This window comes from Rhodococcus sp. S3 (assembly GCF_058211795.1).
Genome location: NZ_CM177074.1, coordinates 1,863,342 through 1,879,509 on the forward strand (window position 1 = coordinate 1,863,342; position 16,168 = coordinate 1,879,509).

A 16,168-nucleotide genomic window follows, 5' to 3' on the forward strand; every position below is an offset into this window, starting at 1 on the left:
TCTCAGCCGCGGTAGCGAACGGGTTCCCCGCGATCGACTCGTTCACGCTGGGGAACGACGGTGTACTTGGGATCCTTCGCCGACGCGATGCCGGCTTCGTAGACGCCGAGTCGCGTGCACAGCGAACCGACCATGAGGGCGGCACCGGACACGGCCGACACCACCCGATTGCGGCGACCGACGAGCGCGCCGAGCGCACCGGCCACCGTCAATGCCTTGCTGGCCTTCATCAGTCGTCCGGGGCGACCCTGGTGGAGCGTCTCGGCCGACAGTCCCATCGACTTCTCCATCTGCTGCTCGGTCGCGAGTTCGACGAGCGCACCGCCGACAGCGAAGGCGCGCGCCGGTCCGGCCTCGGCAACCGGCGCGCCCAGCAGTCCGAGACCACCCGATGCGGCGGCCGCCGACCCGCAGAACACGAAGGGGATCTCCTTGAAGGCGGAATGCCAGGCCGGAGTTGCGGTATCGGACAACAGGACTCCGGTATACGCGGCGACCGGCGGTGCGGTCAGTGCGCCCACGATCCCGGCGGGCCGGCCGAGGGCGAGCAGCAGGCGCACCGGCCCACGCTTCCACCGGGCGGGGAGCATCTCGGCGATCTCCGCGACCGCCGCGACGCCCGCGAACGGACCGTGCAGCGACAGGATCCACGTCCCGACCGACATCGGTGAGGTCGGTTTGGCGACCCGCAGCATGTTGAGGAAGCGACTCGGTTTGCCGAGATCGTGGACCAGTGCACCGACACTGACGAGCAACGATGTGAGCGAACCGAATCGGGCCACCCGGCGCAGGGCGGGCCGCCCCGTGAGATCGGCACCCGCGGCGAGCAGCGAACTGCCCGCGGCCACGCCGCCGGTGAACAGGTAGATGGCGATGTCGTGTTCCCACGGAGCCGGTTTCACGATCTGACGTCCGTAATAGGACTCGAAGTCGGCCTCCGGCACCATCACCCGGTCGCCGCCGCGACCGCCACCGGACCGGCGGGGGTTGCCCGGGCTGCCGCCGTGCTGCACCTGGGTCATCCGCGCCTCCTCAGGAACGACACGGCGGCGCCCGCCAGCATCGCGACGGCCGCGACGGCGGCGCGCGTCCACATCTCCGGAAGATCCTTGGTCGTCACCACCGGATCCGGCGGCAGGCCGTAGACCTCCGGTTCGTCGAGGAGCAGGAAGAAGGCGCCGGTTCCGCCGACCCCGTCCTCGGGATCGTTGCCGTAGAGCCGTGCCTCGCCCACACCGCGCTCGTGCAGGGTGGCCAGTCGTTCCTCGGCGCGGGCGCGCAACTCCTCGACGTCGCCGAACTGGATCGACTCCGTGGGGCATGCCTGCGCGCACGACGGTGTCTGGCCGTCGGTGAGCCGGTCGTAGCAGAGCGTGCACTTCTGGGCGATACCGACCTTCGGGTCGCCCTCCGGACCCTTGCGACGGTCGATGACGCCGTACGGGCAGGCGGCCACGCAGTATCCGCAGCCGTTGCAGATGTCGTCCTGCACGACCACCGTGCCGAACTCGCTGCGGAACAGCGACCCGGTCGGGCACACGTCGAGGCACGCCGCGTGGGTGCAGTGCTTGCACACGTCCGAGGACATCAACCAGCGGAAGTCCGGCTTCTCCTCCTCCGGGAGCTCCGTCGGGGTCGCCCCGACCGTCGGCATCCCCAGCGACACCGGCGGTTTCGACTCGGCAGGACGCTCGATGAAGGCGACGTGCCGCCACTGATTGGCGTTGAGCGAATGACTGTTGTCGTACGAGGTGCCGAGCATCGCGAAGGCGTTCTCGGGGACGTCGTTCCACTCCTTGCAGGCCACCTCGCAGGCCTTGCACCCGATGCACACACTGGTGTCGGTGAAGAAGCCCTTGCGAGCCGGCGGATCCTCGTACCCGGCATCGGGTGCCGGGTCGATCGGTCCGAAGAAGCTGTTGGGACCCGTCACTCGTCCTCCTCCAGGGCACGTGGGTCGTCCGAGGTCTCCGGGGCACGTGGGTCGTCCGAGGCCGTATCGCCGTCCGGGACCGTCACGATGGGTGGGTACACGTGATCGGTTACCCCGGCCCGCCGCGCATATCCCTCGACGTACTCCCGCAGTGCCGCTCCGGACGGTCGGCGTCCTGCCCGGACGTCGCACGTACCGACCTTGGTCTCCTGGATGAGCACGTTGGGGTCCAACGTGATTCCGAACAGATCGTTGGTCGAGTCGCCGGTCACCATGCCGCCGCTGCCCCAGTGATAGGGCATCCACACCTGGTGGACGGTCCGTCCCTCCACCTTCAGCGGACGCAACCGCTCGGTCACCAGGGCCCGGCCCTCGATCGCAGAGCGGGCGGTGACGACGTGGCACCAGCCCATGTGCTCGAGTCCGCGTTCGGCCGCCAGGGCGGGGGAGACCTCCACGAACATCTCCGGTTGCAGTTCGGCGAGATGTTCGAGATAGCGGCTCATGCCGCCGGCGGTGTGGTGCTCGGTGAGACGACTCGTCGTGAACACGAAGGGGAACACGTCGCTGTGTTCATCCGGCGGTGAGGGGTTCATCGGATTGTCGTCACGCCGGTACTCCATGCGCGTCGGGTTGGCCTGCTGCGCGTAGAGCGGATTGCGGAACGGCGACTCCACCGGTTCGTAGTGCGTCGGCATCGGACCGTCGACGAGCCCCTGGGGGGCGTAGAGGGCACCCTTGCCGTCGCCCTGCATGATGAACGGATCGATCCCTTCGAGCGCCTCGACACCGTCGGCGCCGTCGGGGGAGCGGTAGCTCGGCGGCTTCGTCTTCTCGAAGTCCGGCACGTCCGCACCCGTCCACTGCTGTGCGTCCTCGTCCCACCACACGTAGGCCTTGCGTTCGCTCCACGGCCTGCCCTCGGGGTCGGCGGATGCCCGGTTGTACAGGATGCGGCGGTTCATCGGCCACGCCCAGCCCCACTCGGGAGCCACGAACGACTGCTCGTGCCGGGACTTACGCCGGTTGGCCTGGTTGACGCCGTCGGCGTAGACCCCGGTGTAGATCCAGCAGCCACCGAGGGTGGAGCCGTCGTTCTTCATCTCGGTGAACGACGACAGTGGCCGACGGGTCGCGACGTCGTAGCCGTTGATCTCCATGAGCACTGCGTCGGCACTCGGCTCGTCGTACTCGCCGTGCACGGGGTAGTCCCATGCCAGGTCGAGCAGCGGACGGTCGCGCTCGTCGGTCGACTCGGCCAGACGCTCCCGCATCATGCGGCCGAGGTGGTAGAAGAACCACAGTTCCGAGCGGCAGTCCTCGGGCGGCTCGACGGCCTTCTCCCGCCACTGCAGCATCCGCTGGGTCTGCGTGAAGGTGCCTTCCTTCTCGGCGTAGGAGGCTGCCGGGAAGAGGAACACCTCGGTGGCGCACTCCTCGGTCACGATCTCACCGGTCTCGATCTCCGGGGAGTCCTTCCAGAAGTTGGCGCTCTCGATCTCGAACAGGTCGCGCACCACGAGCCAGTCGAGGTTCGCCATCCCGAGCCGCTGCGCGCGCCCGTGAGCGGAGCCGACGGCCGGGTTCTGCCCGAGGAGGAAGTAGCCCTTGACCTTTCCATCGATCATGTCGAGCACCGAACGGTAGGTGCCGTGGTCGCCGGTGATCTTCGGCATGTAGTCGAAGCAGTAGTCGTTGTCGGCGGTCGCCGCGTCGCCCCAGTATGCCTTGAGCAGGTTCACCGCGTAGGCGTCGGCCTTCGACCAGAAACCCTTGCTGCCCGGGTTGCGCACGCTGTCGACCCAGTCCGTGAACGAGTGGTGCTTGTTCGCGTCGGGCATCGGCAGGTAGCCGGGCAACAGGTTGAACAACGTCGGGATGTCGGTCGAGCCCTGGATGCTGGCATGACCGCGCAGCGCCATGATGCCTCCGCCGGGGCGGCCCATGTTGCCGAGCAGCAGCTGCAGGATCGCGCCGGTGCGGATGTACTGCACACCGACACTGTGCTGGGTCCAGCCCACGCTGTAGACGAGCGCCGTCGTCCGCTCCCGACCGGAGTTCTCGGTCCACGCGCGGCAGACGTCGAGGAAGTCCTCCTGCGAGACGCCGCACACCTGCTCGACCACCTCGGGGGTGTAGCGGGCGAAGTGCCGCTTGAGCACCTGGTAGACGCACCGCGGGTGCTGTAGGGTCTCGTCGCGCCTCGGGTGGCTCGCCGTCTGCATGCCGTGCGACTCGTTCTGCAGGCCCGCGGCCGTGTCCCGATGCTCGGCGTGCTCGTCGGAGCCGTTGGCCTGCGACTTGTGCAGGTCGCCGGATTCGTCCTCCACGTCGTACTGCCAGCTCGTCGGATCGTAGGTCCGCTTCTCGGGGTCGAAGCCCGAGAAGAGCCCGTCGAGATCGTCGGTGTCCTCGAACTTGTCGCTGACGAGCACCGCGGCGTTCGTGTAGTTGACGACGTACTCGCGGAAGTCCAGCCCGTTGCTCAGGATGTAGTTGACGATGCCGCCGAGGAAGGCGATGTCGCTGCCGACCCGGATCGGGACGTGCTTGTCCGCCACCGCGCTTGTACGGGTGAAGCGCGGGTCGATGTGGATGACGCGGGCACCGCGTTTCTGGGCCTCCACGACCCACTGGAAGCCCACCGGGTGGGCCTCGGCCATGTTGGAACCCTGGATGATGATGCAGTCAGCGTTGGCCAGGTCGGCTGTGTAGCCGGTGGCGCCGCCGCGCCCGAAGCTGGTCCCCAGACCGGGGACGGTGGCGGAGTGTCATATGCGGGCCTGGTTCTCGATCTGGACCGCCCCCATCGCTGTGAACAGCTTCTTGATGAGGTAGTTCTCCTCGTTGTCCAGCGTGGCACCGCCGAGACTGGCGATGCCCATCGTGCGCCGGACACGGTGGCCCTTGTCGTCGAATTCCTGCCAGGTCTCGCGGCGGGTCTTCAGCACGCGGTCGACGACCATCTCCATGGCCGTGTCGAGATCGAGGTCTTCCCATTCGGTGCCGTAGGGCCGGCGGTAGCGGACCCGGGTCTCGCGCAGCTCGCTGGTGACGAGGTTTTTGCTCGCCGAGCCCTTGGGGCACAGGCGCCCGCGGTTCACGGGGCTGTCGGAATCGCCTTCGATCTGGACGACCTTTTCGTCCTTGACGAAGATCTTCTGTCCGCATCCGACAGCGCAGTAGGGGCACACGCTGCGGGCGACACGATCGGCGGTGGAGGTGCGCGGTTCGATCTCCTCGGTACGACGGGACCGTGCGGCCTTGCCGCGTCCGAGCAGGTCCTTACCGAGTAACTGGCGCAGGACGGGCCAGGGGAGGGACGTGTCCTTCTCCGCCATCGGTGCTCCTTTCCTGCGCTCTCGTTCCGAAGTTACCGTCTACCCGCGCTTCGTGCCGGTTAATCCGGATCCCGTGCAGGTGTGTCGGCATGTCCGGCGGTCGTCGGGGTCAGCGCACCCGGATCGCGTGTTCGCCCGCGGGGACCACCTCCCCGATGACCGGATGGCCGGGGAGCTCCCCGACGACCAGGAGACCGCCGGACGTCTGAGCGTCGGCGAGCAGGAGTAGTTCGTCGTCGTCCACCTCGGAGTCGACCTGCTCGCGGACCCAATCGAGATTGCGACGGCTCCCGCCGGGCACGAATCCCTCCGCGAGCGACTCGCGCGCTCCCGCGACGTACGGCACGGCCACGGAGTCGATCACAGCGGTCGTGCCGCTGGCCCGCATCATCTTCATCAGATGGCCGAGCAGACCGAAACCGGTGACGTCGGTGGCGGCGCGGACACCGGCCTCGTGCGCAAGTTGTGCCGCCTCGCGGTTGAGTGTCGTCATCACCGCGACCGCTTCCTCGAAACGCTCGCCGGTGGCCTTGTGACGGTTGTTCAGGATGCCGAGACCGAGCGGCTTGGTGAGAGTCAGCGGCAGGCCGGGCGTGGCAGCGTCGTTGCGCAGCAGGCGATCCGGATCGCCCAGACCGGTGACCGCCAGTCCGTACTTCGGCTCCCGGTCGTCGATGCTGTGCCCGCCGGCGAGATGGGCACCCGCCTCGGCGCACGCGTCGGCGCCGCCGCGCATGACTTCGGCGGCGAGTTCGAACGGGATGAGCTCGCGCGGCCAGCCCAGGAGGTTGACCGCGATGATCGGCGTGCCACCCATCGCGTAGACGTCGGACATGGCGTTGGTGGCGGCGATCCGTCCCCAGTCGTAGGCGTCGTCGACGACCGGGGTGAAGAAGTCGGCCGTCACGATGACGGCCCGGCCGCTCCCGTCGGGCGCCGGATCGATCCGGACCGCGGCTCCGTCGTCGCCGTTCTCCACACCCACCAACAGTTCGCCGGAGGCCCGTCCACCCTGCAGACCGCCGAGCACCCGCTCGAGTTCACCCGGCGGAACCTTGCATGCGCACCCGCCGCCGGCGGCGTACTGGGTGAGTCGGATGGCGCCCTCGGGAAAGTCGACGTGTGCGGTCATGAACCCAAACATACGGGCGAGTCGTAACCGAGGGCCCGACTTCGGTTAGGGTGAGCGCGGAGGTGGTTCTCGTCTGGTGACGGTCGCGGTCTTCAAAACCGTTGTGGCCCAGTATCTGGGCTGGGCGGGTTCGATTCCCGTCCGCCTCCGCCAAAAGTTTTCGTCGACCGTGGGATTGAGGAGCGCGTGCCGGATCCGAGACGGGACGTTCCCCGCACCGACCAGGTCCTGGCCGATCCGCGCCTGCGAGAGGCCGTCGACCGGCTCGGCGCCCGACTGGTCAAGCAGACCGTCGTCGCGGCCCAGCAACGGTGCCGCGACGGCGAGATCGCGCCCGACGCCGTCGCCGACATCGCGGTCGCGTCGTTACCGCAACAGGCGACCACCCTGCGCCGCGTCGTCAACGCCACCGGCGTGGTCGTGCACACCAATCTCGGTCGCGCCCCGCTGTCCCGAGCGGCGGTCGAGGCCGTGTCCACCGCGGCCGGCGCCACCGACGTCGAACTCGACCTGACCACCGGCCGGCGCGGACGGCGAGGACGCGGCGCCCTCGAAGCACTCGCCGAACAGGTACCCGACGCCGGCGGCATCCACGTCGTCAACAACGGTGCCGCGGCTCTCGCCCTGGTCACCCGGGTGCTCACACGCGGTGGTCGCTCGATCGTGATCGCACGGGGCGAACTGGTCGAGATCGGCGACGGCTTCCGGATCCCGGAACTGCTGGAATCCGTGGGCGCGACGCTGCGTGAGGTCGGCACCACCAACCGCGTGCGCCTGAGCGACTACGCCGCGGCCCTCGACGACGACACCGCCTTCGTCCTCAAGGTGCACCCCTCGAACTTCACCGTCAGCGGCTTCACGTCGTCGGTGTCGGTCCGGGAACTCACCGGGCTCGGACCACCCGTCGTCGTCGACATCGGATCCGGTCTGCTCGCGCCGCATCCGCGGCTGCCGAACGAACCCGACGCCACCACCGCCCTGCGCGCCGGCGCCGACCTGGTGACCGCCTCGGGCGACAAGCTCCTCGGCGGCCCGCAGGCCGGCCTGCTGCTCGGACGGGCCGAACTCGTGGAACGCCTGCGCCGCGACCCGTTCGCGCGGGCGCTGCGCGTCGACAAACTCACCCTCGCCGCTCTCGAAGCGACCCTGACGGGACCGATGCCACCCGTGGCGGCGGCGCTGGCCTCCCGCCCGGAAGATCTCCGCGCCCGCGCACAGGCGATCTGCGTGGCGCTGCCCTCGGAGTGCCAACCCGAGGTGGTCGACTCCGACGGCGTCGTCGGGGGCGGCGGCGCCCCGGACGTCGTCCTGCCGAGCGTCGCGATCGCCCTGCCCGAACACCTCGCTGTTCCGTTGCGGCTCGGTGAGCACCCGGTCGTCGGCCGCGTCGAACGCGGCCGGTTGCTGCTCGACCTGCTCGCGGTCGACCCCGCCGAGGACGGCGAGCTGATCGACGCCGTGACGCGCGTGGCCGCTCGCGAAGGATCCTGATGCAGGTCGTCGCGACCGCCGGTCACGTCGACCACGGCAAGTCGACGCTGGTCGAAGCGCTCACCGGGGCGAACCCGGACCGGCTCGCCGAGGAACGGCGACGAGGACTGACCATCGAGCTCGGCTACTGCTGGACGTCCTGGCCGGAGGTGGGGGAGGTCGCCTTCGTCGACGTCCCCGGACACGAGCGATTCCTCACGACGATGCTCTCCGGAGTGGGATCGGTCCCCGCCGCGCTGTTCGTGGTGGCCGCCGACGATCCGTGGATGCCGCAGGCGGCCGAACACCTCGCAGCGCTCGACGCGCTCGGCGTGCGCCACGCGGTCGTCGCCGTTACCCGGGCCGATCTCGCCGATCCGGGACCCGCGGCCGCGCGGGCCGCGGCGGAGGTCGCCCGCACGAGTCTGGCGGGGGCGCCCGTCGTCGCCGTGAGCGGGCGCACCGGGATGGGCCTCGACGATCTCCGCAGCGCACTGACGACGATGGTCGCCTCGCTCCCGGACCCCGATCCGCAGGCCGACGTCCGGCTCTGGGTGGACCGCCGGTTCACCGTGCGTGGATCCGGAACCGTCGTCACCGGAACCCTTCCCGCGGGCACGGTGCGTGTGGGGGACACCCTCGTGCTGGGGGACACGCCGCTGCGGGTCCGCAGCGTGCAGGCACTCGGTCGTGACCGGAGCGCGGTGAGCGGCGTGGCCAGGGTCGCCCTCAATCTCACCGGTCGGGTCGACGACCTGGGACGGGGCAGTGTGCTCGTCACGCCCGGCGCGTGGCACCACACCTCCGTCGTCGACGTGCGGATCAGCGGCGAGGACCGGCCTCCGGTCGCTCCGGTGCTGCACATCGGAGCCGCGGACGTCGGCGTCCGGTGCCGTCCGCTGGGAGACGATCTCGTTCGGCTCACCCTCGACCGCCCGTTGCCCCTGCGGATCGGCGACCGCGCCCTGCTGCGCGACCCGGGCCGTCGGATGATCTGGCGGGCCGACGTTCTCGACCCCGATCCACCCCGGTTCCGGCGGCGCGGTGCGGCGGCACGCCGCGCGCTGCAGCTGGCGGGGGCCGACGGGACGCCGCGCCTGGCCGACGAGCTCGCCCGCCGCGGACTCCTGCATCGGCAACGGTTGCGGCAGTTGGGCATTCCGCTCGAACAGGGAGAACACCTGACGGTCGGGCCGTGGCTCGTCGCACCCGGCCTCGCGAAGGCCGTCGCCGACCGGCTGCCCGCACTCGTGCAGGCCCACGCCCGCGCCCATCCATTGGATCCGGCGGCACCGTTGACGGTGCTGGCGTCGCAGCTGCGTCTTCCCACACCCGACCTCGTCCGGGCGCTGGTGCGGCCGCCACTCGAAGTGGCCGGGGGACGGGTGATCGCTCCCGGCGCCGACGGTCTGCCGCCGAAGATCCGCAAGGCCGTCGAGCAGGTGCGCCGCGATCTGTCGGCCGCTCCGTTCGCGGCCCCGACCGCCGATCGCCTGCGCGAGCTCGGCCTCGACGATCGTGCCCTCGGCGCGGCCGAACGGAGCGGACGGTTGTGGCGGGTGGGCCCGGGCATCGTCCTGCTCCCCGACGCCGCCGATACGGCTGCGGAGCTGCTGGGGGAGTTGGATCAGCCCTTCACGACCAGCGCCGCGCGCGAGCGGCTGGGAACGACACGGCGGGTGGTCCTGCCGTTGCTCGACCGGCTCGACAAGGCGGGTCGCACCCGCAGGCTCCCCGACGACCGGCGCGAGATCGTCCGCTAGACCGCCGTCCCGCCCTCCCCGGCGGGACGACCCTTCACCCGAAACGCGAAGTGCGGGTACCGAACTCGTCGGTACCCGCACTCCGTGTGAGACTTCGGTCGTCGGATGACGCCCGGTGTGAACGCAGCGTCAGATGACGCCCAGTGCGAACATGGCGTCGGCGACCTTCACGAAGCCGGCGATGTTGGCGCCGTGGATGTAGTCGCCCGGCTTGCCGTACTCGGCAGCGGTCTCGACACACCGGCCGTGGATGTCGGCCATGATGCCGGCGAGACGCTCGTCGGTGTAGTCGAAGTGCCACGAGTCGCGCGAGGCGTTCTGCTGCATCTCCAGTGCGGAGGTCGCCACGCCACCGGCGTTGGCGGCCTTGCCGGGCGCGAAGGCGACTCCGGCGTCGCGGAAGACGCTGATGCCGCCCGGGGTGGTGGGCATGTTGGCGCCCTCGGCGACGATCTTGACGCCGTTGTTGACGAGGGTCTTGGCCGACTCCTCGTCGAGCTCGTTCTGCGTGGCGCACGGCAGTGCGATGTCGCAGGGAACGTTCCAGATGTTGCCGCCGGGGTAGAACTCGGCGTCGCCGCGCTCGTCGACGTACTCGGAGATGCGTCCGCGACGGACCTCCTTGATCTCCTTGAGCAGCTCGAGGTCGAGGCCCTTGCGGTCGACGATGTAGCCGGAGGAGTCGGAGCACGCGATGGCGGTGCCGCCGAGCTGGTGGATCTTCTCGATGGCGTAGATCGCGACGTTGCCCGAACCGGAGACGACGGCGGTGCGGCCCTCGAGCGAGGTGCCGGCGGTCTTGGCCATCTCGTTGACGAAGTAGGCCGCGCCGTAACCGGTGGCCTCCTTGCGCACCTGCGAACCACCCCAGGTGAGGCCCTTGCCCGTGAGGACGCCGGACTCGTAGGAGTTGGTGAGGCGCTTGTACTGGCCGAACAGGTAGCCGATCTCGCGGCCGCCGACGCCGATGTCACCGGCCGGGACGTCGGTGTACTCACCGATGTGGCGGTGCAGCTCGGTCATGAACGACTGGCAGAAGCGCATGATCTCCTGCTCGGAGCGACCCTTGGGGTCGAAGTCCGAGCCGCCCTTGCCGCCGCCGATGGGCAGGCCGGTGAGCGCGTTCTTGAAGATCTGCTCGAAGCCGAGGAACTTGACGATGCCGAGGTTGACGCTCGGGTGGAAACGCAGGCCACCCTTGTAGGGGCCGAGAACGCTGTTGTATTGCACGCGGAAGCCACGGTTGACGTGGACGTTGCCCTGATCATCGATCCACGGCACGCGGAAGATGATCTGCCGCTCCGGCTCGCACAGGCGCTCGATCAGGCCGGATTCGAAGTATCCGGGGTGGCGCTCGAGCACGACATGCAGAGACTCGAACACTTCGGCCGCAGCCTGGTGGAATTCGGGTTCACCTGCGTTGCGGGCCTTGACCTGCTCGTAGATCTCTTCGATGCGGTCCGATGTCGACACGCCCACCTACCTGACTCTGTGAGGATTCTGTAACAAGGGTTTTACGACGAAAACTATAGGGCGTGGCCCTTAGCATGTGTTAACCCGGCTCCAAGGTGGGATGAGAAACACACGGCCGGAACGGCCTGTCCGTCGGGCGAATTGCCCGGTTCATCGGTACGATGTGCGACCCCGTGGCGGACGATGCGCCGACGGTCGGAGGTGCCCCCGGCAGGACTCGAACCTGCGACCTAGAGATTAGAAGGCTCTTGCTCTATCCAGCTGAGCTACGGAGGCGCGGCCAGAATCTTAGCGGGTGCTCCCCGAGGTCGCCGCACACACCCTCGTACCCGCCGGGGTCAGCGCTCGAGCGTGCTGCCCCGTTCGTCGTCGGGGCTCGATTCGCCCCGCGGAACGTCCACTCGACCGGTCTTGAACCGCTGCAGGAGGTGGTCGATTCCGACACCCAGGACCACCGCGACGCAGATGGCGACCGCGGCGCCGAACAGCGGCTGCGATTCGAACCAACCGCCGACGAGGCGCCCCACCAACGCCGAGTACAGCGCCCAGGTCGTGCCACCGAGGATCGTGAGCGGCACGAACTTCTGCCGCGGGTAGCGGGTCGCTCCGGCCGTCATGTTCACAGCGATCCGGCCGATCGGGATGTATCGCGCCGTGAGGATCACGGCCGCGCCGCGCTTGTCGAGTCCGCGCCGCGCCCACGCGAAGGCGGCCTGCGCCTTCGGGCGCCGCATCCACCGGAACCGTTCGGTACCGACCTTCCGCCCGATCGTGTACGCGATGTTGTCGCCGACGATCGCGCCGAGCGCCGCGAGCACGATGACGAGCCACAGATAGGGACGCCCGGTCGAACCGGAGAGGGACGCCAGGGTCACCAGAACGGTCTCGCTGGGCACCGGCGGGAAGAAGCCGTCGAGGATGCACACGGCGAAGACCAACGGATAGACCCACAGGGCTGCGGCCTGGCCGATGATGAATTCGTTGATCACGTCAATGGATATGCGTGGTGCTCCCGTCGCGTCCGCCGGATCGGCTGCTTCCACGCTATCCGTTCGCGCCGCCGAGGGCTCCTGACGAGCGCGGTTCGGCTCTCGACCCGCCGGCGCGGACATGGGGGTTCGGTCCAGATCGTCCGTTTCGACCCGCGGACCGTGGCTCGGGGCTAACCTGGGCGCCGAAGGGGGAAGTGCGGACGGATCGGCGGGGGAAAACCGATGCGTCCGCCCGAGGGTGGGAGTTCTTCATGCAGGTTCCTGGCCCGTTCGAATACGCGCGCGCAACCGGAGTGGAGCACGCCGTCGAGCTGCTCGACCGGCACGGAGAAGGTGCCCGCGTCGTCGCCGGCGGACACAGCCTTCTTCCGATGATGAAACTGCGGCTCGCGAATCCGGAATACCTGATCGACATCAACGACCTCGGGGACGAACTCGACCACATCACGGTCGAACCCGAGGTCGTTCGCATCGGTGCCCTCGTGCGCCACCGTCGGCTGCTCGAATCCGACGAACTCGCCGAGATCTTTCCGATCTTCCGGGACGCGGAGAAGGTCATCGCCGATCCGATCGTCCGCAACCGCGGGACCCTCGGAGGGTCGATCTGCCAGGCCGACCCCGCCGAGGATTTGTCCACCGTGTGCGCCGTGCTCGGCGCGACGTGCGTCGTCCGCGGCCCGGCGGGGGTGCGTGAACTCGCCTTCGACGACTTCCACCTCGGTGCCTACGAGACGGCGGTCGCCCCGAACGAGTTGCTCGTCGAGGTGCGACTGCCGCGGAAGGGCACCGCCTCGAGCGCGTACGAGAAGGTCGAGCGTCGCGCGGGGGACTGGGCGGTGGCCGCGGCGGGCGCCGCGCTGTGGATGGCGGACGACGGACGCATCACCGACGCGCGTGTCGGGCTGACGGCCGTGCGCCCCGACGAGGCGGCACTGTCGAGGGTGTCCGAGCTGTTGCGCGGCTCGCCGCCCTCGGAGGAACTCTTCCGCGAGGCGGGAGCGGCGGCCGCGTCGGCATGCGATCCCGAGACCGATCAGCGCGGCACCGCCGCCTACAAGCGTCACCTCGCATCGGAGTTGACGGTGCGGGCCCTGCGCCGATCCGCCGAACGTCTCGGCGTCACCGAAAGGGTGTGAACCGATGCAGATCTCGATGACGGTCAACGGCGAGAGTGTCACCGCCGACGTCGAACCCCGGACACTGCTCGTGCACTTCCTGCGCGACCACCTCGGTCTGACCGGAACGCACTGGGGATGCGACACGAGCAACTGCGGAACGTGTGTCGTCGCCGTGGACGGCGAGCCGGTGAAGTCGTGCACCACGCTGGCGGTCATGGCCGCCGGCCACGAGGTGCTCACCGTCGAGGGACTCGAACGCGACGGTGTCCTCGACCCCGTGCAAGAAGGCTTCGTGCGCTGCCACGGACTGCAGTGCGGCTTCTGCACCCCGGGAATGATGATCACCGCCCGGTCCCTGCTCGATCGCGATCCCGACCCCGACGAGGCGACGATCCGCGAGGCGATCTCCGGGCAGATCTGCCGCTGCACCGGCTACACCACCATCGTCCGGTCGGTCCGGTGGGTCGCCGAACACTCCTCGAAGGCGCAACCCACGGAGGTGTCGTGATGACCGCCGTCGAACCGGACACACGCCCGGAGGAACAGGACAACGATCGCAAGCCGTGTGGTCACGGCCGGATGCTGCGCAAGGAGGACCCGCGATTCGTGCGCGGACGCGGCAACTACGTCGACGACGTCCGGCTGCCCGGCATGCTGCATCTCGCGGTGCTCCGCTCGCCGGTCGCGCATGCCCGCATCAACGGCATCGACACGTCCGCCGCCCTCGCGCACCCGAAGGTGCGGGCGGTGATCACGGGTGCCGACCTGGCCGAGAAGGGCCTGGCCTGGATGCCGACGCTGTCGAACGACGTGCAGGCCGTGCTGGCCACCGACAAGGTGCGCTTCCACGGTCAGGAAGTCGCCTTCGTCGTCGCCGACGATCACTACTCGGCGCGCGACGCCCTCGAACTGATCGACGTCGACTACGAGATGCTCGACCCGGTCGTCGACGTGCGCACGGCCCTGTCGCCCGAGGCGCCGGTGATCCGGACCGATCTGGACGGCAAGACCGACAACCACTGCTTCGACTGGGAAGCCGGCGACGCGGCGGCGACCGACGCGGTCTTCGCGAAGGCCGACGTCGTCACCCGGCAGGAGATCGTCTATCCGCGGGTGCATCCCGCCCCGATGGAGACCTGCGGTGCGGTCGCCGACTACGACCGGATCTCCGGGAAGCTGACGCTCTGGTCCACCACGCAGGCCCCGCACGCCCACCGCACGCTGTACGCGCTGGTCGCGGGTCTGCCCGAGCACAAGATCCGCGTCATCTCACCCGACATCGGCGGGGGATTCGGCAACAAGGTCCCCATCTACCCCGGCTATGTCGGGGCGATCGTGGCGTCGCTGGTCACCGGGCATCCGGTGAAGTGGATGGAGGACCGCAGCGAGAACCTCATGAGCACCGGCTTCGCGCGCGACTACATCATGGTCGGCGAGATCGCGGCGACGAAGGAAGGCCGCATCCTCGCCATCCGGTCGCAGGTCCTCGCCGACCACGGTGCCTTCAACGCCACCGCCGCCCCGGTGAAATATCCGGCCGGCTTCTTCGGCGTGTTCACCGGCAGCTACGACATCGAGGCCGCCTACTGCCACATGACGGCCGTCTACACGAACAAGGCGCCCGGCGGCGTCGCCTACGCCTGCTCGTTCCGCATCACCGAGGCCGTGTACTTCGTCGAACGGCTCGTCGACTGCCTCGCCTACGACCTCGACATGGACCCGGCGGAACTGCGCCTGAAGAACCTCCTGCGCCCCGATCAGTTCCCCTACACGAGCAAGACCGGCTGGAAGTACGACTCGGGCGACTACGAGACCACCATGCGCAAGGCCATGGACATCGTCGGCTACGACGAACTGCGCCGCGAACAGGCCGAACGCCGCGCGCGGGGTGAGCTGATGGGTATCGGCATGTCGTTCTTCACCGAGGCCGTCGGAGCCGGTCCGCGCAAGGACATGGACATCCTCGGTCTCGGCATGGCCGACGGATGCGAACTACGCGTCCATCCCACCGGCAAGGCCGTCGTGAGGTTGTCGGTGCAGTCGCAGGGACAGGGGCACGAGACGACCTTCGCGCAGATCGTCGCGGAGGAGATCGGCATCCCGCCCGACGACATCGACGTCGTGCACGGCGACACCGACAACACCCCGTTCGGGCTCGGCACCTACGGAAGTCGCTCGACACCGGTGTCCGGGGCGGCCGCCGCGCTCGTCGCGCGGAAGGTGCGCGACAAGGCGAAGATCATCGCCGCCGGCATGCTCGAGGTCTCGGTCGCCGACCTCGAATGGGAGAAGGGCCGCTTCCACGTGAAGGGCGACCCGGGAGCGTCGGTGACCATCCAGGACATCGCGATGCGCGCCCACGGCGCCGGCGACCTGCCGGAGGGTCTCGAAGGTGGTCTCGAAGCGCAGATCTGCTACAACCCCGAGAACCTCACCTACCCCTACGGGGCCTACTTCTGCGTCGTCGACGTCGATCCCGGCACCGCGCAGGTGAAGATCCGCCGGTTCCTGGCCGTGGACGACTGCGGCACCCGCATCAACCCCATGATCATCGAGGGCCAGGTGCACGGCGGCATCGTCGACGGGATCGGCATGGCCCTGATGGAGATGATCGCGTTCGACGAGAACGGCACCTGCCTGGGCGGGTCGTTCATGGACTACCTGATCCCCACGGCCCTCGAGGTGCCGACGCTCGAGACCGCGTTCACCGTCACCCCGTCGCCGCACCATCCGATCGGCGCGAAGGGCATCGGCGAATCCGCCACCGTCGGTTCGCCACCCGCGATCGTCAACGCGGTCGTCGACGCGTTGAAGCCGTTCGGCGTCCGGCACGCCGACATGCCGCTGACGCCGTCGCGGGTGTGGGAGGCCATGCAGGGCCGCGCGACCCCGCCGATCTGAGCGACGCGACCGGAGGATGCCAGTGGAGCGATCGGAGGACGGGGA

General features: G+C 69.0%; 11 protein-coding genes and 2 tRNA genes. 6 read left to right on the top strand and 7 right to left on the bottom strand.

Annotated elements, in window-relative coordinates:
- Window positions 1–2: 2 nt before the first annotated feature.
- The 4 genes from nrfD to selD form a co-directional block, all read right to left on the bottom strand.
- Window positions 3–1,022 (bottom strand): NrfD/PsrC family molybdoenzyme membrane anchor subunit, encoded by a 1,020-nt coding sequence (gene nrfD, locus AC0LPE_RS08700; RefSeq protein ID WP_088897398.1) that lies wholly within the window; start codon window positions 1,020–1,022, stop codon window positions 3–5.
- Window positions 1,019–1,933 (bottom strand): 4Fe-4S dicluster domain-containing protein, encoded by a 915-nt coding sequence (locus AC0LPE_RS08705; protein ID WP_230823041.1) that lies wholly within the window; start codon window positions 1,931–1,933, stop codon window positions 1,019–1,021. Before AC0LPE_RS08705 ends, nrfD begins: the two co-directional genes overlap by 4 nt.
- The gene (gene fdh, locus AC0LPE_RS08710) at window positions 1,930–5,274 is read right to left on the bottom strand and encodes a formate dehydrogenase (protein WP_490606033.1); all 3,345 of its coding nucleotides are present in this window, start codon (window positions 5,272–5,274) and stop codon (window positions 1,930–1,932) included. The genes AC0LPE_RS08705 and fdh overlap by 4 nt, the downstream gene beginning before the upstream one ends.
- A 109-nt stretch (window positions 5,275–5,383) precedes the next feature.
- Window positions 5,384–6,406: a selenide, water dikinase SelD gene (selD, locus tag AC0LPE_RS08715; protein WP_230823039.1), complete on the bottom strand. Its 1,023-nt coding sequence runs from the start codon at window positions 6,404–6,406 to the stop codon at window positions 5,384–5,386.
- Between the two features lie 58 nt (window positions 6,407–6,464).
- Between selD and AC0LPE_RS08720 the strand changes: the two genes are divergently transcribed.
- The 3 genes from AC0LPE_RS08720 to selB all read left to right on the top strand — a co-directional run bounded on the left by AC0LPE_RS08720 (window position 6,465) and on the right by selB (window position 9,639).
- Window positions 6,465–6,559 (top strand) — tRNA-Sec (locus AC0LPE_RS08720).
- Between the two features lie 33 nt (window positions 6,560–6,592).
- On the top strand, window positions 6,593–7,897 hold the full coding sequence (selA, locus tag AC0LPE_RS08725; protein ID WP_490606034.1) for an L-seryl-tRNA(Sec) selenium transferase: 1,305 nt from the start codon (window positions 6,593–6,595) through the stop codon (window positions 7,895–7,897).
- Complete coding sequence (gene selB, locus AC0LPE_RS08730; RefSeq protein ID WP_490606035.1) at window positions 7,897–9,639, top strand: selenocysteine-specific translation elongation factor; 1,743 nt, start codon at window positions 7,897–7,899, stop codon at window positions 9,637–9,639. Before selA ends, selB begins: the two co-directional genes overlap by 1 nt.
- Before the next feature lie 129 nt (window positions 9,640–9,768).
- Here selB and gdhA read toward each other — a convergent pair whose 3' ends face one another.
- The 3 genes from gdhA to AC0LPE_RS08745 all read right to left on the bottom strand — a co-directional run bounded on the left by gdhA (window position 9,769) and on the right by AC0LPE_RS08745 (window position 12,101).
- Complete coding sequence (gene gdhA, locus AC0LPE_RS08735; protein WP_026061181.1) at window positions 9,769–11,112, bottom strand: NADP-specific glutamate dehydrogenase; 1,344 nt, start codon at window positions 11,110–11,112, stop codon at window positions 9,769–9,771.
- A 202-nt stretch (window positions 11,113–11,314) separates the two neighbouring features.
- Window positions 11,315–11,388: transfer RNA gene (locus AC0LPE_RS08740), tRNA-Arg, on the bottom strand.
- Between the two features lie 62 nt (window positions 11,389–11,450).
- Window positions 11,451–12,101 carry a DedA family protein gene (locus AC0LPE_RS08745; RefSeq protein WP_490606036.1) on the bottom strand — a complete coding sequence of 217 codons (651 nt, stop codon included), beginning with the start codon at window positions 12,099–12,101 and terminating at the stop codon, window positions 11,451–11,453.
- Window positions 12,102–12,355: 254 nt separating this feature from the next.
- On the opposite strand from AC0LPE_RS08745, the gene AC0LPE_RS08750 reads away from it, so the two are divergent.
- From AC0LPE_RS08750 to AC0LPE_RS08760, 3 genes are read left to right on the top strand one after another with little or no spacing between them, the layout of a single operon-like run.
- Complete coding sequence (locus tag AC0LPE_RS08750; protein WP_026061182.1) at window positions 12,356–13,240, top strand: FAD binding domain-containing protein; 885 nt, start codon at window positions 12,356–12,358, stop codon at window positions 13,238–13,240.
- A gap of 4 nt (window positions 13,241–13,244) precedes the next feature.
- Window positions 13,245–13,730, top strand: coding sequence for a (2Fe-2S)-binding protein (locus AC0LPE_RS08755; RefSeq protein WP_490606037.1), 486 nt, complete (start codon window positions 13,245–13,247; stop codon window positions 13,728–13,730).
- The gene (locus tag AC0LPE_RS08760) at window positions 13,730–16,123 is read left to right on the top strand and encodes an aerobic carbon-monoxide dehydrogenase large subunit (protein ID WP_490606038.1); all 2,394 of its coding nucleotides are present in this window, start codon (window positions 13,730–13,732) and stop codon (window positions 16,121–16,123) included. Before AC0LPE_RS08755 ends, AC0LPE_RS08760 begins: the two co-directional genes overlap by 1 nt.
- Window positions 16,124–16,168: the final 45 nt, after the last annotated feature.

Bases quoted from the DNA above. Each gene is read 5' to 3' on its own strand.
- nrfD (WP_088897398.1), bottom strand. From the start codon at position 1,022: ATGACCCAGGTGCAGCACGGCGGCAGCCCGGGCAACCCCCGCCGGTCC.
- selD (WP_230823039.1), bottom strand. From the start codon at position 6,406: ATGACCGCACACGTCGACTTTCCCGAGGGCGCCATCCGACTCACCCAG.
- selB (WP_490606035.1), top strand. From the start codon at position 7,897: ATGCAGGTCGTCGCGACCGCCGGTCACGTCGACCACGGCAAGTCGACG.
- AC0LPE_RS08750 (WP_026061182.1), top strand. From the start codon at position 12,356: ATGCAGGTTCCTGGCCCGTTCGAATACGCGCGCGCAACCGGAGTGGAG.
- AC0LPE_RS08755 (WP_490606037.1), top strand. From the start codon at position 13,245: ATGCAGATCTCGATGACGGTCAACGGCGAGAGTGTCACCGCCGACGTC.
- AC0LPE_RS08760 (WP_490606038.1), top strand. From the start codon at position 13,730: ATGACCGCCGTCGAACCGGACACACGCCCGGAGGAACAGGACAACGAT.